The organism is Vibrio sp. CUB2 (assembly GCF_001557945.1).
In the GTDB taxonomy this organism is placed as follows: Bacteria; Pseudomonadota; Gammaproteobacteria; order Enterobacterales; family Vibrionaceae; genus Vibrio; species Vibrio owensii.
This window is the reverse complement of record NZ_LNRB01000007.1, coordinates 225,471-243,784: the sequence shown is the minus strand read 5'-3', so window position 1 is coordinate 243,784 and position 18,314 is coordinate 225,471. Positions and strand designations below refer to the sequence as shown.

Genomic DNA, 18,314 nt, shown 5'->3' with positions numbered 1-18,314 from the left:
GTTTCGACTTTTGGTCTTTTATTAGCTTAAGAGACTGAAAGCATGCTATAAAAGGGGAGCATTTTCGCTCCCCTTTTTTTTGGCCTGTTTCGACAAGTTTAGCCTCAAGCGAAGTTATATATCCTATAGTGCATAAAGAGAAACAGACCCAGAGCGGTCCAAACAGGAGTACCAATTAGTGAAATGGTTTCAAACCGCAAGTTTATGTGTCGCTATCGCGCTGACCGGTTGTGCTAATACCTCTCAACATTCGGCACAAAAGTGGATCTATCCTCCGATGGCGGTACCGCTACAGCCAAGCGTTCAGCAAGAAGTTCAGATTGCACGTCTTTCCCAGCTTTTACAGCGTCCAGACTTGAGCGATGAAGTTCGCGCTAAGATGCACTACGAGCGTGGTAACTACTACGACAGTGTAGGCCTGCGTGATTTGGCTCGTTTGGACTTTAATCAGTCTCTGCAACTGAACCCTGCTCAACCAGATATCTTCAACCTATTAGGTGTTTACTTTACCCAAGTGGGTGAATTTGATGCCGCTTACGAAGCATTTGATTCAACACTTGAGCTCGCGCCACAGAATTCATACGCAGAGCGTAACCGTGCAATAGCTTTGTATTACGGCGGTCGCATCGACCTAGCTCTGGAAGACATGACTAAGCATTATGAAGAAATGCCAAGTGACCCGTTCCGCGCGCTATGGTTATACATCATCGAAGCAGAGCAAAACCCTGAGCAAGCAAAAGCGAACCTAGAGAAGCGTTACCAACGCGACCGCAGTGAAGAGTGGGGCTGGGTTTTAGTTGCGATCATGCTGCGTGATGTGTCTGATGATGCTGCGCTTAAAGCTATCATGGATGGTACGCGCGAAAACTACCGTCTTGCTGAACGTTTAACAGAAACTTACTTCTACCTTGGTAAGCGTTACCAATTAGAAGGTGATATTGCCGATGCGATTTCATTGTACAAGCTAGCAATCTCTTTCAACGTTTATGAATACGTAGAACACCGTTACTCCTTCTTGGAACTGGCGCAAATCTACGATCAGTTGCAGCAAGAACAACTTGCTAAGCTCAAAGCCGAACAACAGCAACAAGAAGAAAAATAACCGTGAGCCGCTCAACTAGAGCGGCTTTTTTGTGCTTGAAGAATTTGGATAGCTTCTCTAAAATAGTTAGCCTTGCTAACTAAATGAGCAAAGCACAATGGCACTAGAAAAAAGCCTGATTGAGTTAGAACGATTTTGTGCCAAAGCGTGGCGTGTTTATGCCAAGGAAGATCCGCTTTCACATTTGAGCTTTAATGAGTTCGATTACTTACGAGTGATCCAGCTTCATCCAGAAGGTGTGCGTATTACGGACTTAGCTGAAGAGCTGCAAGTCACCAAACCTTCAGCTTCGAATATGGTGGTTCGTTTGGAGAAAAAGGGGTTGGTTAGACGCATCGCTTGTAACGAAGATGCGCGTTCAAAGCGCGTTTTGCTAACGGAAGAAGTGATAGCAGAGATGTCCCTTGAACAGGTGGTATACAAGGATATTTCTGAACAACTCGTGCGTAAACTTGATAAGCAAGAAGCACAGCAACTGAAAGCGCTACTGGATAAAGCGCTCGGAAACTAAACATACATTTTATTCTTTTATCTATTTAGTTAGCTTTGCTAACTATTGGTGGTAGTCATGCAAAACTCTATTTATAAACAGTTTTGGAAATACACAATTCCGACCGTCGCAGCCATGCTGGTCAACGGTTTATACCAAGTCGTTGATGGTATCTTTATTGGTCGTTATGTGGGGGCTGATGGATTAGCCGGGATCAACGTCGCGTGGCCGATCATTGGCTCGATACTTGGTATCGGTATGATGGTGGGCGTAGGTACGGGGGCACTCGCCTCTATCAAACAAGGTGAAAAAGACAGTGAAGGTGCTAAACGTATTCTCTCAACTGGTCTTTTGCTTTTAGTTGCTTTGATGCCTGTCGTAGCGACAACCTTGTTCTTCTTCGCTGATGACTTTATTCGTTGGCAAGGAGCAGAAGGACGAGTATACGAGCTTGGTTTGCAGTACCTGCATATCTTAAGCGTGGCGTGTGTGTTCTCCCTTGGTTCAATCGCAGTGCCGTTTTTGCTGCGTAACGATGATAGCCCGAACTTAGCTACCCTCTTGATGGTGATTGGTGCCGTGATCAATATCGTGCTTGATTACCTGTTTATTGCTTGGCTTGGTTGGGAGCTTGAAGGTGCAGCTATTGCGACTGCGTTAGCACAGATGGTGGTCACCATTCTTGGTGTGGGATATTTCTTTACTTCAAGAGCGAAGATGCGTTTGACTATCAGCGATCTTAAGATGCAATTTGATGTTATCCCTAAGATTATCATGATCGGCACATCGAGCTTCTTTATGTACGCATACGGCTCGATGATGGTCGCTCTGCATAATGCGCTGTTTACCCAGTACGGTAGTGCGTTGTTGATTGGTGCTTACGCCATCTTAGGTTATATCGTGACGGTCTACTACTTGATCGCGGAAGGCATCGCGAATGGTATGCAGCCTTTAGTGAGCTACAACCACGGTGCACGCAATCAAGACAATATTCGTAAGCTGTTAAAGGTCGCAATGGGCACGTCAGTACTCGGTGGTGTCGCGTTTGTTATTTTGATGAACATCTTCCCGTATGAGTTTGTCTCGGTGTTCAACAATGCTGATCAAAACCTGATTGATGCGACAGTAGTGGGGATTCGTCTCCATATGTTTGCATTGTTCTTGGATGGTTTCTTAGTGGTTGCTGCGGCGTACTACCAATCGGTAAACAAAGGCAGCAAAGCGATGTTTGTGACCATTGGTAATATGGCAATTCAATTGCCGTTCTTGTTCATCATGCCAAAGCTATTGGGTGTGACGGGGATTTGGATTGCATTCCCACTGTCTAACATCGCCTTGAGTTTAGTGGTGATGACGATGTTGTGGCGCGATATTAAGAAGCTAATGAACGAGAGTTCAGCAGAGCCAAGTATTCAAGCGTCTTAACGACGAAAAGATGTAAAAAAAGCGAGGTCAGTACCTCGCTTTTTTATGGCTTTGAAACCGTAAGCAGGGATTAGATGTTCTTCACTTCTAGACCTGCAAGTTGATGCCAGTAACCGTTACATTGGCGGTCTTGGATCTTGCCTGGGTTGGTGCCTTTCTCGTTTGAACGGAATTGGTCTAGCTCAGAGAAGGTGCTAAGACCAAGTGGGCTTAAACGAACCACATCAACCAGACCTTCCATGCTTGGTAGATCGTTGATCAGGTTGTAGCAGTAACCAGACTGAGTTTGGATGCCGTTTAAGTTAAACACTTCTTGGCCTTCTTGGCTGCTTACTTGGATACCCGTTGGGTACTTTATGCAGCAAGTTTCGCAGTCGTCTTTGGCTTTGTTTTCTGCACGAGCGGTAAAGCAGCGCGCCGAGTAAGCCAGTGGCAGATAACCGTGGCTGAAAACTTCCACTTCAAACTTATTGCGAATACCGAGTTCATCACATTGAACCAAGGTATTGCTGAGCCATTCACGAGACAGCTCTACAGGCATACACCAGCGGATCATGCCTTGTTTTAGGAACAAGTTAAGTGTGTGCGCGTTGTAAGTGTTAACCGCAGGGCCAACGACGAATGGCACTTTGTGCTCAGAAGCCAGTTGAACCGCAGACACGTCGTTGGCTTCAATCGCGAAGTCACCGTTGTCGATGTACTTCTTCATGATGTTCACTTCACTTGGCGCTTCTAATAATGCCATCGTGGAAAGCACGACTTGTTTGCCAGATGCAGACAGCTCTTTCGCGATATCGAACCAATGTGCAGGCTTCATTTCACGACGCTTCGAACATACGGTTTCACCAAGGTAGATGATGTCCGCAGAGCTTGATTTTGCTTGTTCATAAAACGCTTCAACGTCTTGCTTTGGCCAGAAGTACAACAGTGGACCAAGTGCGTATTTCATTGAGTTATCCATCTTAACCTCTACTGCCATTTACGGTGGTAAGCACCAAGTGTGGTTTGCGTACCTTCAGACACGTTTGCCAACGCTGCATCCCAAGCCGCTTCAACTTGGTAAGCTTCTGGGTTTGCTTGGTAACGATCAATCGCTGCACGCCACGTGCGCGTTACTTGTTCTACGTAAGCAGGGCTACGTTGGCGACCTTCAATTTTTACGGAAGCCACATTTGCCGCAAACAGCTCAGGCAACATAGAAAGAGTGTTCAAACTGGTTGGTTCTTCCAGTGCATGGTAGCGTTTTTTCTCGCCTTCAATTTCAGCTTCAAAACGACCTTTACACAAAGTTGGGTAGCCTGCGTTTTCACCAGCGCTGTAGCGATCGATCAGAATATCGTTAAGACGAGATTCCAGACCGTTTTCTGTTTCTTGCCAGCGAACGTATTTCGCCGGAGAGCACGCACCAACGGTGTTTGGTGATTCGCCAGTCATGTATGAAGACAGGTAGCAACGACCTTCTGACATGATGCACAGGCTACCAAAAGCAAAGACTTCTAGCTCGACATCGCTAGTGATGTTACGAGAAAGCTGTTTTACCTGATGGATAGACAATACGCGAGGCAGTACAACGCGTTTTACGTTGAAGTTTTGCTTGTAGAAATCTACCGCTGCAACGTTGGTCGCTGATGCTTGCACAGAAAGGTGCAGTTCGAGTTCTGGGTATTTGCGAGCAGCGTACTCAAGTACCGCAATGTCAGCCACGATAAGTGCGTCCACACCCAGTGCTGCTGCATTGTCGACCGCATTTGTCCAACGCTCGAAACCATTTGGGTGGGCAAACGTGTTTAATGCAACGTGGATCTTTTTGTTGCGGTCATGAACGTATTGCACCGCTTTTTCAAGCTTCTTGCCGTTGAAGTTCAGACCAGCAAAGTGACGAGCGTTGGTATCGTCTTTAAAGCCGATGTATACGGCGTCTGCACCGCAATCAATCGCGGTTTTTAGCGCAGGCAGGTTACCCGCAGGACACAAGAGTTCCATATGCTCACAATCATAGAGAATAAAAAGGTGCCCGCATTTTATGAAGAATTATGAATAGCGAAATTGACCTAAGTTAGGTTTAGCTCAATAAAGTTGAGATTTACCCCTTGAGAGTAAGGGGTAACACTCAGATTTTGTTGCAGTTGAGATCAGTTCTTATGACGGCGGTTTTGCGCAAACAACTCTTCAACCTCGTGTTTAGGTTGAGGACGGTAAAAATGGAAGCCCTGGATCGAGTTACATTGCAGGTTCGATAGCAGTGTTGCTTGTTGGTGGGTTTCCACACCTTCGGCGACCACGGTCAAATCCAATGATTTACCAAGGTTGATGATGTTCTCAATCACTGTTACTTGTTTCGGGAGTGTATCGATGTCGTTGATAAACGCGCGGTCGATTTTTAGCTCATCGATAGGGAAGCGTGCTAAGTAGGAAAGGGAAGAGTAACCCGTACCGAAGTCATCGATAGACAATGCGAAACCAAGCTTCTTGATCGCATTAAGCATTTGCAGCGTGTGTTCGCTGTCGCTCATTACCGCACTTTCTGTTAGCTCGAAGGTAATGCAGCTTGGGTCAAGTTCGGTGGTGCGTAGTAGCTTCTCCATGTAGTCGATCAGCTGTGGGTTCCCAAACTGTTCTGGAGAGAGGTTGATCGCCACGCGTCCCGGTAGAATGCCTTGCAGTTTCCAGCGTTTTACCGTGTTAAACACATCACGCATGACCACACGACCAAGGTGTTCAATCAAGCCTGCACGCTCAGCTACAGGGATAAATGCCCCCGGGCTGATGTAACCTTCGACCGGATGCTTCCAACGTACTAGCGCCTCGGCTCCGTTAATGCTGAAGTCGCGGGCGTTAACTTTTGGTTGGTACCATACTTCCAAGCCGTTTTGCTGCAACGCTTTTTGTAGCTCGATCTCTAACCACAAACGCATACGTGCTTCCTTGTTCATCTGATCGTTAAATTTAATCAGACGGTTACGACCACGATCTTTTGCTTCGTACATCGCGGTATCAGCGTTTTGCAGCAGAATGCGCGCGTCTTGCCCGTCTTCTGGGTAACGAACACTACCAATAGAACATGCTAGGCGCTTACTGAAATGATGCAGATCGAAAGGTTGGTTGATCAGAGAAATAATGCGCTCAGATAAAATCTCTGCCATGCGAGTGTTTTCAGGCTCAGGCAGGATGATGCCAAACTCGTCGCCGCCTAAATGGCCAATAATCGCTTGATTTGGCAAAGAACGTTTTAGACGAGCTGAAACCTCTTGAATCACTTTGTCACCGATGTGATGGCCAAGTGAGTCATTGATATTCTTAAAGTTATCGATGTCGAGGTAGAAAACCAGCAACGGCGTCTGGCTCTTAATCAGTTGCTCTAAGCGTTTCGTAAAGCCGAAGCGGTTATACAGTTTGGTAAGTGAATCAATGTGCGCATCTTCATTGGAATTAGAAGAGAGCAGCTTGGGCGCATCGTCGGCATCTTGGATCAAAATGATTTGAGATTCACTGCCGAGAATTGCTGTGGTATCGGCATGCAATTGAACTTTACGTTCGAAGCCACAACGAGCGCTGGTCAGACACACAAAAGGTTTTTCTGAGAGTAATGTGCTGATGCGATGAGTGAAGACTTTTTTGCTGTTTTCATCGATAAACAGACGAGTCAGCTCTTCTCCAAGTAGCTCATGAGGCGAGTTTAACCCGAGTAAACGTGCGGAGGCTGGATTGGCAGAAATGATGATGTCATCTTCTACCAACAGCAAACCGTCGGGCAACAGCTGAGTTAGCTTAGCGAACTTGCTTTCGGACTCTTCTAACGAGCGAACCAGAATTTGTTTTTCAGACGTGTCGATGGCATGAAAAACCACAAAGCGAATTTCGTTTTCTTCATGAACGGGAGAAAGGCTGAAGTGAAGACTGGTTTCAAGATCGGTTTCGTCGAGCGTAATTTCCGCTTCAACATGATCACCTTTGAACGCGCGTTGGTAGTAGGGCGCGAGCTTCTTGTAGAACTGCTCTCCCAGTACTTGGCTGTCGTTCAGACCAACGATCTCGTCGTGTCCTAAGCCTGCAATGTCACAATAGCGATCACTCACCATTCGATAATTGTGTTTCTTATCAAGAATGGCAAAAAAGAATGGGCTATTTGAGGTAAGCGTTGCAAACCAATGTTGTAATTGCTGGGAAGGCATTAAGGTGTTACCGATCTCCAATGAGCCTGATTATTCGTCCGTGTAATAAAAACGCTATTTTGATAACTATAACTTTGAACATACCGTTATTAAAGCGTTTATCCACGACTTAGCGTCAATAATACACGTAAGGTCAAAAAAACGACGTTTGAGTGAGTAAACCGCCTACTTCTAAAACAAACAGATTTATTGATACATAACAGGTACAGGTATTACTCTATTGCGTAAGATAGACAACCTTATGACAAAGTAACGGATAATTAGCGTGTTAAACAAGATTCGCAGTCAACTAGTAAAGAACGCAGCATCAATTTTGCGATCTCCAGTCCAGTTATTGCCACAAACTGTTCAGAAAAAAGCCTTGCTAGAAGGTTTGAAAATGGTGTTCAAAGAAGCCCTAGAAGATGGTGATTTTGAGTTCCTTGAAGACAAGTGGCTGAAAGTTGCGATTAAAGACTTGAACTTAGCATGGTACATCAGCTACCAAGATGAAAAATTAGTGGTAGCAGAGAAACCGGTTCAGGAAGATGTGAGTTTTAGTGGTAACCTTAACGACCTAGTACTTATTGCTGGTCGTAAAGAAGACCCTGATACACTGTTCTTCCAACGTCGCCTTTCTATTGAAGGCGATACTGAGCTTGGCTTAGAAGTGAAAAACCTGATGGACAGTGTCGACTTAGAGCAGTTACCAAAAGCGATGCAAGTAGCACTGAACCAACTGGCTGACTTTGTTCAGAAAGGGGTTCAAGCGCCTGCACAAGAAACCGGAGTAGCGAATGCTTATTCGAACTGAAGCCCCTGCGGACATTCTCACCATTGACCGCTTATTAAAACACGCTTTCCCAACAGATGCGGAAGCCAACCTAGTGATGCGTTTGCGTGAAAACGGCAAGCTCACTTTGTCTTTGGTAGCCTGTACTGATGAAGGTGAAGTGGTTGGTCATGCGCTGTTTAGCCCTGTGACGTTGAATGGTGAAGATTTATCTTGGCAAGGTCTTGCGCCTTTGGCTGTACATGAAGACTATCGCCGCCAAGGTATTGCTGCTGAGCTAATCAAAGAAGGTTTTGATTCGCTACGTGACTTTGGTTACCCAGTATGTGTGGTATTAGGTGAGCCAGATTACTACGCGCGCCAAGGCTTTACCGCTGCTGAAGATATGGGCTTTGACTGTGCATGGGAAGTGCCGCAAGGTGCGTTCCGCGTAGCAGAATTGGTCGAAGGTCAGTGTGACGGACGCTCTGGTCGCATCGATTATTCTCCAGAATTTTCTGAGCTATAATCGCCAATATTGAATGACAAAGCCCGCTGTAAAAGCGGGCTTTGTTTTTGAGCTCTTAGTGAGTCGTACAGAGCAAAAGTGATTTAATCCTGTTCTTGGACGCGTTTTTTACCCCAAACTTCGATTTTTGCCTTTTTACTCATACCAGCTGCATTCAATGTCATGTTGCCCCAGCTTTTGTATTCCATCTCTAGACGTTTGAACTTCGCATCTTCAGAACCTGGTAGTGTCCAAGCGCGTGTCGACATACCATTCGTTAGTGTTCCAACCATGGTTTTGAGCTTTTTCTCGCTGCCATCGGTCATGGTCACTTTCATGTTCTTAATGCTCATGGTGCCTTGAGTACATTTGATTTTGATTTTGCTGAACTTGCGGTTTTTGAACAGACCGTTTGGTTCTACCGTGTCGGTCTCGGTTTGGAAGTTTACGGTTTTCTCGGCGATTAGCTCCCAGCCATCGTTGCTATCCTTAGCGAAAGCGGTAAAGCTGGTGGTGGCGATAAGTAACGTAATAGCGAGTGATTGGAAAAGCTTCATAACACCTCTGACTTTAAATGCGAAATTTTGATAGGATTGCCTCGTTCAAATAGGTGACAAAAGATGTCAATTAACGAGAAACAATATTTACATGAAATGGGGATCAGCACTTGGGAGCTGAGTCACCCAGAAAGGCTGGAAGGCTATCAATCACCATTATTGGATTTGCAAAGTTCTTGTAAACTCCTATTGGTATCGCCAATGTGTCCAGAAAACGAGACAGCTTTGATGTTTGAGCGCGTATTAAAAAGCATTAAGCTCACGCTCGACGACGCACTGCACCTAGAGCCTGAGCGTTTATCCATGTTGGGTGAACATCAACTAGAGTGGGTGTGGTTCGCAGGTTGTGAGGCAGATGCCAGCATCAATGCCAAGCAACTGACTTCACCGCTATTACAAGATATTGATGGCAATAACGAACAACGCCGCGCATTGTGGCAACAAATCTGTTCGTACTCTTAACGGAGCGACCGCGTGACAATTGAAATTACGCCGATGCGTGCTGAGCACCTCGACCAAGTTTGGCAAATCGAACAACAAGCGCATTCTCATCCCTGGGCAGAATCTTTAGTTCGTGACTTATCCAGTCGCGGCGCTTGTCATCATGTGATGCTTGAAGGCGCTCAAGTGGTTGGTTACTTCTATGGACAGAATATTGTCGGGGAAGTGACGCTATTGAATATTGCTATATCGCCTTCTCAACAGGGCAAAGGGTTAGGGCAAAAATTACTGGATGCATTCATCGAGTATTGTGAACAAGCCAAAGCTGAGAGTGCTTGGTTGGAAGTGCGTGAAAGTAACCATCCCGCTATCCATATTTATGAACAAGCGGGTTTCAATGAAGTGGACCGTCGTTACAACTATTACCCAGCGGAAACCGGTAATGGTAAAGAAGACGCCATTATTATGAGCTATCTGTTCTTTAACGAATAAAGTGTTTTGTAACCAACAGGTTGCATCGCTCTCAGGACGCTAAACCAAATCAACAAGCCTCGGAATTTCCGGGGCTTTTTACTTTCTCCCATCTGAAAACATAGCTTTCTCTCTTCCAAATTCATTCTTTTGACATATTTGTTGAGCTTATTTTTGTTCGCTTTATTACCATACAAGTTATAAGTTTATAAATTATATGAAACAAGATCTGAACAGGAGGAAGGATTTACGATGCCGTATCCGCAAAAATTCGACACTCCTGTCGCTCAACTGTTCGATGAGCAAAGCAGGGGAACCGTTCTTAAAGTTTTAATGTTGGTCACCTTGGCAACGTTTGTGCCACTTGGTATCAAGAATCTAATCATCGGGGAGACTTTCCTTGGTGTTGTTCTGCTTACCTTCCAACTCAGCTTCGTTATTGAACTGGCGGCGCTCTTTATTCTGGGAGAAAGCAAGATAGGCTATCGCATTCCATTGTTTTTGCTCTGGTTGTCGGTGGTTCTGAGTGTGCACATCTTTGGCATTATTGCGACGTACTGGGTGTTCCCTGTGATTGTGGCGCTGGTATTTATTATTCCGACTAAAGATGCCTTGGTCACTAATGCTTGGATCATTGTTGGTTGTACGATTTCTGCTTGGCACCAACTGGAATGGAACGTGACTTTGCGTTTTGTTCTTGCCGTGATTTGCTGTGCGATCGTCGCGCATGTCGCCGTACATAAAATCCTAGAGCTGCAAGATAAATTGACGTTCCTGTCCACACGGGACTCCATGACTGGAGCGTTGAATCGTGGGCAATTAGAAGCATTTTTACATCGAGCATTGGATGACAAGCGATTAGGCAAAGCGTCAACGATCGCCGTGATCGACATCGATCACTTCAAGCAGGTCAATGATTTGTACGGGCATGATGTAGGCGATGAGGTGATCAACCAAACTGTGACCATTCTTAATGATTATTCTCGCGAGTATGATTTAGTGTTTCGTTTAGGTGGAGATGAGTTTCTACTCCTGTTTGAAGGGCTTTCTGAACAAACGGCGCACTTTATGATGAGCAGCATCAGCGACAAGGTTCGTTCAAAACACTTTGCGCGTCATGCACAAGTCTCGTTAAGCGTAGGTGTCGCGGAGTGTTTATTGGAAGGCGACACCCCCGATCAGTGGTTGAAACGTGCGGATATTGCTTTGTACGATGCAAAGCAAAACGGGCGTGACCAAGTTGTGGTGGCGTCAACGACGACTGTTGAGCCAGAAGTGTTGGATTGGCAAGATGAAGTTCAGCAAGGTCACTTCCTTTAAACATGCTAGGAAAGTTGCCCCTAAAGCAATAATAAGCGAGAATACCGCGCAATATTGAATCGAATAAAGCTTGTTTGAATTTTGAGCAAGCGATCAGACATCAAAGAAGACCAGTTTCATGTCAAATACACCTTTTCTAGGCGAAGTTTCTAAGCGCAGAACGTTCGCTATTATTTCTCACCCGGATGCGGGTAAAACCACCATTACTGAAAAAGTACTGTTATTCGGAAACGCGATCCAAAAAGCAGGTACGGTTAAAGGTCGTGGTAACGCACAGCACGCAAAATCAGACTGGATGGAAATGGAAAAGGAACGTGGTATCTCGGTTACTACTTCTGTAATGCAGTTCCCTTACAACAATTGTCTGGTAAACCTACTTGATACTCCTGGACACGAAGACTTCTCGGAAGATACTTACCGTACTCTAACGGCAGTTGACTCTTGTCTGATGGTTATCGATGCGGCGAAAGGTGTTGAGGACCGTACTCGTAAGCTGATGGAAGTAACGCGTCTGCGTGACACGCCAATCGTAACCTTCATGAACAAACTTGACCGTGACGTTCGTGACCCAATGGAAGTGTTGGACGAAGTAGAAAACGAGTTGGGCATGATGTGTGCCCCAATCACATGGCCAATCGGTTGTGGTAAAGAGTTTAAAGGTGTTTACCACATCCACCGCGACGAAACGATTCTTTACGAATCAGGCCACGGTCATGAGATCCAAGAAGTTCGCATCATCAAAGGTCTAGACAACCCAGAACTTGATGAGAAAGTGGGTGAAAGCCTAGCAGCAAGCGTTCGTGAAGAGCTTGAACTTGTGATGGGCGCTTGCCCTGAATTTGATCATGACGCTTTCCTTACTGGTGAACTAACGCCAGTTTACTTCGGTACTGCATTGGGTAACTTTGGTGTTGACCACATGCTAGACGGTCTGACTGAGTGGGCGCCAGCGCCGAAAACTCGTCAAGCGGTTGAGCGTGATGTGGAAGCGACAGAAGACAAGTTCTCTGGCTTCGTATTTAAGATCCAAGCAAACATGGATCCAAAACACCGTGACCGTATCGCATTCATGCGTATCGTATCGGGTACTTACACACAAGGCATGAAGATGAACCACGTTCGTCTTGGCAAGCAAGTAAGTATCTCAGATGCGGTTACCTTTATGGCGGGTGACCGTTCTCGTGCAGAACACGCTTACGCGGGTGACATCATTGGTCTACACAACCACGGTACTATCCAAATTGGCGATACCTTCACTCAAGGTGAAGCGCTGAAGTTCTCGGGTATTCCAAACTTCGCTCCGGAACTGTTCCGTCGTATTCGTCTAAAAGATCCATTGAAACAGAAACAGCTACTGAAAGGTCTGGTTCAGCTTTCTGAAGAAGGTGCGGTACAGGTATTCCGTCCACTGCAAAACAACGATCTGATCGTTGGTGCGGTTGGTGTACTTCAGTTTGATGTGGTTGTGGCTCGCTTGAAGTCAGAATACAACGTTGAAGCGATCTACGAAGGCGTTAACGTAGCAACAGCGCGTTGGGTTGAGTGTGGCGATGCGAAGAAACTGGATGAGTTCCAACGTAAGAACCAAACTAACCTAGCATTGGATGGTGGTGATAACCTAACGTACATCGCGCCAACTATGGTTAACCTAAACCTAGCGCAAGAGCGTTTCCCTGATATCGATTTCCGTGCGACTCGTGAGCACTAATCGAATCTAACTCGCTTTACATCGCGTACTAGATCATAAGCCGCCGTTAGCTATACACTTAGCTAACGGCGGTTTTTTTATTGGTGAAACTCGGTTTTTGTTTGTTAAACAGAAGAGGTTGCAATGAACTGGTTTAAGAAAGGACTCAAGCGTTACGACGATTGGTGTAAAGAGATGGGGCTGACGCCTGATCAAAAGCGCAGTTGTGTGCCGTATAAACAAGACCCAGTTCATGAAGACGAGCCTGCTAAAAAAGCAGAGCACGGGAAAGCAAATAATGAAACTGTTTGATACCCACTGCCATTTCGACTTTGATGTGTTTCAAGAGGATTTTGCTCACCAAGTTGACCTCGCTTGTGAGCAAGGGGTCGAGCGTCTCTTGATTCCTTCTGTCGGGCCGAGTAATTGGGCTCGTATTCAAGAGCTGGCCAATCAATACTCTCACCTTTATTACGCGCTGGGTTTTCACCCCTATTTTCTACAACCAGAATTTGAGCAGTTTGCCCCAGAGCTGGAATCGTTACTTTCCTCACCCAATCGACAATGCGTCGCGATAGGGGAGTGCGGTTTGGACTTCGCAATAGATGTGCCTGTCGAGCTTCAAGAGCAGGCGCTTGAGTTGCAATTCGAACTGGCAAGACGGTTCGATCTTCCCGTTATTTTACACAGCCGAAAAGCGCATAATCGTCTCATCCAACTAGTCAAAGCTGCCAAGCTTCCTAAAGGTGGCGTATTGCACGCGTTCTCTGGCAGTTATCAGCAAGCGATGGAATGGGTTCGATTAGGTTTTCTTATCGGAGTTGGCGGCACAATTACCTACCCACGAGCGAATAAAACTCGCGACGCGATTCAAATATTATCACTTGAGAATATCGTTTTAGAAACAGACGCTCCGGATATGCCTATAATTGGCTATCAGGGCGAGCCTAATCACCCTTCAAAACTGATTCATGTATTGAATGAGCTGGCTCTGTTGCGCACAGAAAGTAAGCAATCGATTGCCTCTCAGCTATGGGAAAATAGCAATTCGGCCTTCTTTATATGTGAATAAAATCTAAAGATGGTGTTTAAAAGCGAAAACGTTTTCCTGCTTATTGTGAGATAACTCACAAACGGGAGTGAATCAATGATGAATCTTATAAGAAAGTGTGAGGGTGGCATTACTTTAATTGATTCTGCATGAGTATAATTGCCCCCGCTTTATAGCTCCATTTTGTAACACGCCAATAAATAACTTATAAGGAAGTCATAAACTATGAGCCTGTTTATGAGCCTAGTCGGTATGGTAGTGCTTCTTGCTATTGCATTTGCATTCTCATCTAACCGCAAAGCTATCAACTTTAGAACTGTGGGTGGCGCATTTGCTATCCAATTCATCCTTGGTGCATTTGTTCTTTACGTACCTTGGGGCCGTGATCTACTAAACGGTTTCTCTACTGGTGTTTCTAACGTTATCAACTACGGTAACGATGGTTCATCTTTCCTATTCGGTGGTCTTGTTTCTGACAAGATGTTCGAAGTATTCGGCGGCGGCGGCTTCATCTTCGCATTCCGCGTTCTTCCTACACTGATCTTCTTCTCTGCACTGATTTCAGTTCTTTACTACATTGGCGTAATGCAGTGGGTTATCAAGATTCTTGGTGGTGCACTACAAAAAGCGCTTGGCACTTCTCGTGCGGAATCAATGTCTGCAGCAGCTAACATTTTCGTAGGTCAAACTGAAGCACCTCTAGTTGTTCGTCCATTCGTACCAAAAATGACTCAATCTGAGCTATTCGCGGTAATGTGTGGTGGTCTAGCATCTGTAGCTGGTGGTGTACTAGCAGGTTACGCTTCAATGGGTGTTCCTCTAGAGTACCTAGTAGCTGCATCATTCATGGCAGCACCAGGTGGTCTACTATTCGCTAAGATTCTTCACCCAGAGACTGACCAGCCTCACGAAGACATCGAAGAAGCAATGGACGGTGGCGACGACAAGCCAGCTAACGTAATCGACGCAGCAGCGGGCGGTGCGGCTTCTGGTCTACAACTAGCACTAAACGTTGGTGCAATGCTAATCGCGTTCGTAGGTCTTATTGCTCTTGTTAACGGTATGCTAGGTGGCATCGGTGGTTGGTTCGGTATGCCTGAACTAACACTAGAACTTATCCTAGGTTACGCGTTCTCTCCACTAGCATTCCTAATCGGTGTTCCATGGGACGAAGCAGTTGTTGCTGGTTCATTCATCGGTCAGAAACTAGTAATCAACGAATTCGTTGCATACTTGAACTTCACACCTTACCTAGGTGAAGGCGCTCAAGTAGTTGCGGCAACTGGTGAAGTAATGTCTGAGAAGACAACAGCTATCATCTCATTCGCACTATGTGGCTTCGCGAACCTTTCTTCTATCGCGATTCTACTTGGTGGTCTAGGTAGCCTTGCACCAAACCGTCGTTCAGATATCGCTCGCATGGGTATTAAAGCAGTTCTTGCTGGTACGTTGTCTAACCTAATGGCAGCGACTATTGCAGGCTTCTGCCTTAGCCTTGCAGCACTTTAATTAGAATCGGTTCTTAATATATAGACGCCGTTTTAAATCATGCCCTGTAGCAAGAGATTGCTGCGGGGCATTTTTCGTTTTTCGGGCCTAAAAAATTAACCGCACGTAGGTCTACGTGAGTAGCTTACGCAGTCGGTGGAATAGGGGCTGGGAAATTTTGAGATACAAACCGTTTGCGCTCTATTTGGTGCTACAGTTTTGCGGTGAAACTCTATAATGTAGTAATCACGAATTCGTGGTTATGATGACCACTTAATCACAGAGTGAATACTACATACTCGATGGGCAAATGAATTGCCCTGCAATATCAAATCTCACAAGCGTTTTATTGTTTGATGTGATATTAAAGACACCGCAATCATAGATTGTTGTGCCATAGGCCAAACTGGTACTGTGCGGTGACAAGGATAGCAATTGGTATATGATTTTTCGCAGTATATGCCGAGTCTTCAGGGAACCAAGTCCGTTCATTAATAGACTGCTTAGCTAAAATCTCACGCTGTCTCTACTTGTTGATTATAGTTAGAGAAGCGATGTGAAGCTGAGTAGTGAATTTTTTGAATATTGATCGGAGATAGAAATGAGCGATTTAAAAGCAGCAGCGCTACGTGCACTGAAACTTATGGACCTTACTACGCTAAATGATGATGACACTGATGCAAAAGTGATCTCACTATGTCATGACGCGAAATCAGCAGTAGGCAACACAGCTGCAATCTGTATTTACCCTCGCTTTATTCCTATTGCTAAGAAGACACTTCGTGAGCAAGGTACGCCAGAAGTTCGTATCGCAACGGTAACGAACTTCCCACACGGTAACGACGATATTGAAATCGCAGTTGCTGAAACAAAAGCGGCGGTTGCTTACGGTGCAGACGAAGTAGACGTAGTTTTCCCATACCGCGCTCTAATGGCGGGTGATGAGAAAGTTGGCTTCGAACTAGTTAAGCAATGTAAAGAAGCTTGTGGTGACATTCTTCTTAAAGTAATCATCGAAACAGGTGAACTTAAAGAAGAAGCACTAATCAAGAAAGCATCTCAAATCTGTATCGAAGCGGGTGCTGACTTCATTAAAACTTCAACTGGTAAAGTGCCAGTAAACGCAACACCAGAATACGCTCGCATGATGCTTGAAGTTATTCGTGACATGGGTGTTGCAGAATCTGTTGGTTTCAAACCAGCAGGTGGTGTGCGTACTGCTGAAGATGCAGCGGCATACCTAGCAATGGCTGACGAAATCCTAGGTGACAACTGGGTTGATGCTCGTCACTACCGTTTTGGTGCGTCTAGCCTGCTAACAAGCCTACTAAATACATTAGAAGTATCGGACGAAGTCGCTGATCCAACAGCGTACTAATTCCAACAATACGTCTGAACGGTAGCACCAGCTTTGGTGCTACCAACCCTCTTCTATCCTACTTATACCATGGCTCAAAATGAGCTTGGGAGGCACTAATGTATTTACCACAAGAAATTATCCGTAAAAAACGTGACGGCGAAGTTCTAACAGCCGACGAAATCAACTTCTTTATTCAAGGCGTAGCAAACAACAGTGTGTCTGAAGGTCAGATCGCCGCTTTTGCTATGACAATCTTCTTCAATGAAATGACGATGCCAGAACGTATCGCACTAACGTGTGCAATGCGTGATTCAGGTATGGTTATCGATTGGAGCCACATGAACTTTGGTGGTCCAATTGTCGATAAACACTCTACAGGTGGTGTGGGTGACGTGACTTCTCTAATGCTTGGTCCAATGGTGGCAGCATGTGGTGGTTTCGTACCTATGATCTCTGGTCGTGGTCTTGGCCACACTGGCGGTACGCTGGATAAGCTTGAGTCTATTCCTGGCTACAACATCACTCCGACAAACGACGTATTTGGTCAAGTAACCAAAGACGCAGGTGTGGCAATCATCGGTCAAACTGGTGATCTCGCTCCAGCGGATAAGCGCGTTTACGCGACTCGCGACATCACAGCGACAGTAGATAACATTTCACTGATCACGGCGTCGATTTTATCGAAGAAGCTTGCTGCAGGTCTTGAATCTCTAGTAATGGACGTAAAAGTAGGTTCTGGTGCATTCATGCCAACTTACGAAGCGTCTGAAGAGCTAGCAAAATCAATCGTTGCGGTAGCAAACGGTGCTGGCACTAAGACAACCGCTATCCTAACGGATATGAACCAAGTATTGGCATCTTCTGCGGGTAACGCAGTGGAAGTACGCGAAGCGGTTCGTTTCCTAACAGGTGAATACCGTAACCCTCGTCTACTTGAAGTAACCATGGCGTCATGTGCTGAAATGTTAGTACTTGGCAAACTGGCTGAGAACACAGAAGACGCGCGTGCGAAACTAATGGAAGCATTAGATAACGGTAAAGCGGCTGAGTGCTTCGGTAAGATGGTTGCTGGTCTAGGTGGTCCTGCGGACTTCGTAGAAAACTACGATAATTACCTAGAGAAAGCGGAAATCATCAAATCAGTATACGCAACAGAAACGGGCGTTGTATCTGCGATGGATACTCGCGCTATCGGTATGGCTGTGGTTTCAATGGGCGGCGGTCGTCGCGTTGCGACAGATGAAATCGACTACGCGGTTGGTTTCGATAACTTCATCCGTCTTGGTGAAGTAGCAGATAGCGACAAACCTCTTGCGGTTATCCACGCTCGCACTGAAGAGCAGTGGGAAGAAGCAGCAAAAGCACTTCGCAGTGCAATCACTGTAGGTGGTGAGTACACACCAACTCCAGAGGTTTACCGTCAAATCCGTGCAGAAGATCTTTAATCGAATAAGTAATTACACAAGGCCTACTCAACCATAATAAGAAGCC

18 protein-coding genes are annotated in these 18,314 nt (G+C 45.7%); 14 read left to right on the top strand and 4 right to left on the bottom strand.

The annotated features are described in order from the left end of the window. Positions 1-178: 178 nt before the first annotated feature. The 3 genes from nlpI (at position 179) to vmrA (ending at position 3,017) form a co-directional block, all read left to right on the top strand. Positions 179-1,102: a lipoprotein NlpI gene (nlpI, locus tag ATB78_RS13745; RefSeq protein ID WP_005439469.1), complete on the top strand. Its 924-nt coding sequence runs from the start codon at positions 179-181 to the stop codon at positions 1,100-1,102. Between the two features lie 97 nt (positions 1,103-1,199). Next, complete coding sequence (locus ATB78_RS13740; protein ID WP_005439471.1) at positions 1,200-1,613, top strand: MarR family transcriptional regulator; 414 nt, start codon at positions 1,200-1,202, stop codon at positions 1,611-1,613. A gap of 57 nt (positions 1,614-1,670) precedes the next feature. Further along, complete coding sequence (vmrA, locus tag ATB78_RS13735) at positions 1,671-3,017, top strand: sodium-coupled multidrug efflux MATE transporter VmrA (RefSeq protein ID WP_061008928.1); 1,347 nt, start codon at positions 1,671-1,673, stop codon at positions 3,015-3,017. Positions 3,018-3,087: 70 nt separating this feature from the next. On the opposite strand, the gene ATB78_RS13730 is transcribed toward vmrA, so the two are convergent. The 3 genes from ATB78_RS13730 to ATB78_RS13720 form a co-directional block, all read right to left on the bottom strand. Then, positions 3,088-3,966 (bottom strand): U32 family peptidase, encoded by an 879-nt coding sequence (locus ATB78_RS13730; protein WP_009707523.1) that lies wholly within the window; start codon positions 3,964-3,966, stop codon positions 3,088-3,090. Positions 3,967-3,986: 20 nt separating this feature from the next. Continuing rightward, positions 3,987-5,000, bottom strand: a complete 1,014-nt coding sequence (locus ATB78_RS13725; RefSeq protein ID WP_005431919.1) for a U32 family peptidase — start codon at positions 4,998-5,000, stop codon at positions 3,987-3,989. Positions 5,001-5,149: 149 nt separating this feature from the next. After that, positions 5,150-7,189 carry an EAL domain-containing protein gene (locus tag ATB78_RS13720; RefSeq protein ID WP_005439475.1) on the bottom strand — a complete coding sequence of 680 codons (2,040 nt, stop codon included), beginning with the start codon at positions 7,187-7,189 and terminating at the stop codon, positions 5,150-5,152. 265 nt (positions 7,190-7,454) lie between these two features. On the opposite strand from ATB78_RS13720, the gene ATB78_RS13715 reads away from it, so the two are divergent. Together ATB78_RS13715 and ATB78_RS13710 are read left to right on the top strand one after the other, a co-directional pair. Next, positions 7,455-7,982 carry an SCP2 domain-containing protein gene (locus ATB78_RS13715; RefSeq protein ID WP_005431915.1) on the top strand — a complete coding sequence of 176 codons (528 nt, stop codon included), beginning with the start codon at positions 7,455-7,457 and terminating at the stop codon, positions 7,980-7,982. Next, entirely contained in the window at positions 7,966-8,469 is a 504-nt protein-coding gene (locus ATB78_RS13710) for an N-acetyltransferase (RefSeq protein WP_009707522.1), read from the top strand. Before ATB78_RS13715 ends, ATB78_RS13710 begins: the two co-directional genes overlap by 17 nt. Before the next feature lie 83 nt (positions 8,470-8,552). On the opposite strand, the gene ATB78_RS13705 is transcribed toward ATB78_RS13710, so the two are convergent. After that, positions 8,553-9,005 carry a hypothetical protein gene (locus ATB78_RS13705; RefSeq protein WP_005439486.1) on the bottom strand — a complete coding sequence of 151 codons (453 nt, stop codon included), beginning with the start codon at positions 9,003-9,005 and terminating at the stop codon, positions 8,553-8,555. A gap of 63 nt (positions 9,006-9,068) precedes the next feature. On the opposite strand from ATB78_RS13705, the gene ATB78_RS13700 reads away from it, so the two are divergent. The 9 genes from ATB78_RS13700 (at position 9,069) to deoA (ending at position 18,268) form a co-directional block, all read left to right on the top strand. After that, the gene (locus ATB78_RS13700; protein WP_005431900.1) at positions 9,069-9,467 is read left to right on the top strand and encodes a DNA polymerase III subunit psi; all 399 of its coding nucleotides are present in this window, start codon (positions 9,069-9,071) and stop codon (positions 9,465-9,467) included. Between the two features lie 12 nt (positions 9,468-9,479). Beyond that, positions 9,480-9,938 carry a ribosomal protein S18-alanine N-acetyltransferase gene (gene rimI, locus ATB78_RS13695; RefSeq protein ID WP_061008927.1) on the top strand — a complete coding sequence of 153 codons (459 nt, stop codon included), beginning with the start codon at positions 9,480-9,482 and terminating at the stop codon, positions 9,936-9,938. 231 nt (positions 9,939-10,169) lie between these two features. Then, complete coding sequence (locus tag ATB78_RS13690; RefSeq protein WP_061008926.1) at positions 10,170-11,237, top strand: GGDEF domain-containing protein; 1,068 nt, start codon at positions 10,170-10,172, stop codon at positions 11,235-11,237. A gap of 118 nt (positions 11,238-11,355) precedes the next feature. Then, positions 11,356-12,945 carry a peptide chain release factor 3 gene (gene prfC / locus ATB78_RS13685; RefSeq protein WP_005439503.1) on the top strand — a complete coding sequence of 530 codons (1,590 nt, stop codon included), beginning with the start codon at positions 11,356-11,358 and terminating at the stop codon, positions 12,943-12,945. Positions 12,946-13,068: 123 nt separating this feature from the next. After that, positions 13,069-13,236, top strand: coding sequence for a DUF5363 family protein (locus tag ATB78_RS29850; RefSeq protein WP_179947004.1), 168 nt, complete (start codon positions 13,069-13,071; stop codon positions 13,234-13,236). Beyond that, on the top strand, positions 13,223-13,996 hold the full coding sequence (locus ATB78_RS13680) for a TatD family hydrolase (protein WP_061008925.1): 774 nt from the start codon (positions 13,223-13,225) through the stop codon (positions 13,994-13,996). The genes ATB78_RS29850 and ATB78_RS13680 overlap by 14 nt, the downstream gene beginning before the upstream one ends. A 204-nt stretch (positions 13,997-14,200) precedes the next feature. Next, on the top strand, positions 14,201-15,484 hold the full coding sequence (locus ATB78_RS13675) for a NupC/NupG family nucleoside CNT transporter (protein ID WP_005439507.1): 1,284 nt from the start codon (positions 14,201-14,203) through the stop codon (positions 15,482-15,484). 580 nt (positions 15,485-16,064) lie between these two features. After that, a complete protein-coding gene (gene deoC / locus ATB78_RS13670) occupies positions 16,065-16,841 on the top strand; it encodes a deoxyribose-phosphate aldolase (protein WP_038894261.1) in 777 nt (258 codons plus the stop codon). Positions 16,842-16,939: 98 nt separating this feature from the next. Further along, positions 16,940-18,268 (top strand): thymidine phosphorylase, encoded by a 1,329-nt coding sequence (deoA, locus tag ATB78_RS13665; RefSeq protein WP_061008924.1) that lies wholly within the window; start codon positions 16,940-16,942, stop codon positions 18,266-18,268. The last annotated feature ends 46 nt before the right edge of the window (positions 18,269-18,314 follow it).

What these genes read in the sequence shown, in the direction of transcription:
- ATB78_RS13740 (WP_005439471.1), top strand. Translation starts at nt 1,200, where the DNA reads ATGGCACTAGAAAAAAGCCTGATTGAGTTAGAACGATTTTGTGCCAAA.
- vmrA (WP_061008928.1), top strand. Translation starts at nt 1,671, where the DNA reads ATGCAAAACTCTATTTATAAACAGTTTTGGAAATACACAATTCCGACC.
- ATB78_RS13730 (WP_009707523.1), bottom strand. Translation starts at nt 3,966, where the DNA reads ATGAAATACGCACTTGGTCCACTGTTGTACTTCTGGCCAAAGCAAGAC.
- ATB78_RS13725 (WP_005431919.1), bottom strand. Translation starts at nt 5,000, where the DNA reads ATGGAACTCTTGTGTCCTGCGGGTAACCTGCCTGCGCTAAAAACCGCG.
- ATB78_RS13720 (WP_005439475.1), bottom strand. Translation starts at nt 7,189, where the DNA reads ATGCCTTCCCAGCAATTACAACATTGGTTTGCAACGCTTACCTCAAAT.
- ATB78_RS13710 (WP_009707522.1), top strand. Translation starts at nt 7,966, where the DNA reads ATGCTTATTCGAACTGAAGCCCCTGCGGACATTCTCACCATTGACCGC.
- ATB78_RS13705 (WP_005439486.1), bottom strand. Translation starts at nt 9,005, where the DNA reads ATGAAGCTTTTCCAATCACTCGCTATTACGTTACTTATCGCCACCACC.
- ATB78_RS13700 (WP_005431900.1), top strand. Translation starts at nt 9,069, where the DNA reads ATGTCAATTAACGAGAAACAATATTTACATGAAATGGGGATCAGCACT.
- ATB78_RS13690 (WP_061008926.1), top strand. Translation starts at nt 10,170, where the DNA reads ATGCCGTATCCGCAAAAATTCGACACTCCTGTCGCTCAACTGTTCGAT.
- prfC (WP_005439503.1), top strand. Translation starts at nt 11,356, where the DNA reads ATGTCAAATACACCTTTTCTAGGCGAAGTTTCTAAGCGCAGAACGTTC.
- ATB78_RS29850 (WP_179947004.1), top strand. Translation starts at nt 13,069, where the DNA reads ATGAACTGGTTTAAGAAAGGACTCAAGCGTTACGACGATTGGTGTAAA.
- ATB78_RS13680 (WP_061008925.1), top strand. Translation starts at nt 13,223, where the DNA reads ATGAAACTGTTTGATACCCACTGCCATTTCGACTTTGATGTGTTTCAA.
- ATB78_RS13675 (WP_005439507.1), top strand. Translation starts at nt 14,201, where the DNA reads ATGAGCCTGTTTATGAGCCTAGTCGGTATGGTAGTGCTTCTTGCTATT.
- deoC (WP_038894261.1), top strand. Translation starts at nt 16,065, where the DNA reads ATGAGCGATTTAAAAGCAGCAGCGCTACGTGCACTGAAACTTATGGAC.
- deoA (WP_061008924.1), top strand. Translation starts at nt 16,940, where the DNA reads ATGTATTTACCACAAGAAATTATCCGTAAAAAACGTGACGGCGAAGTT.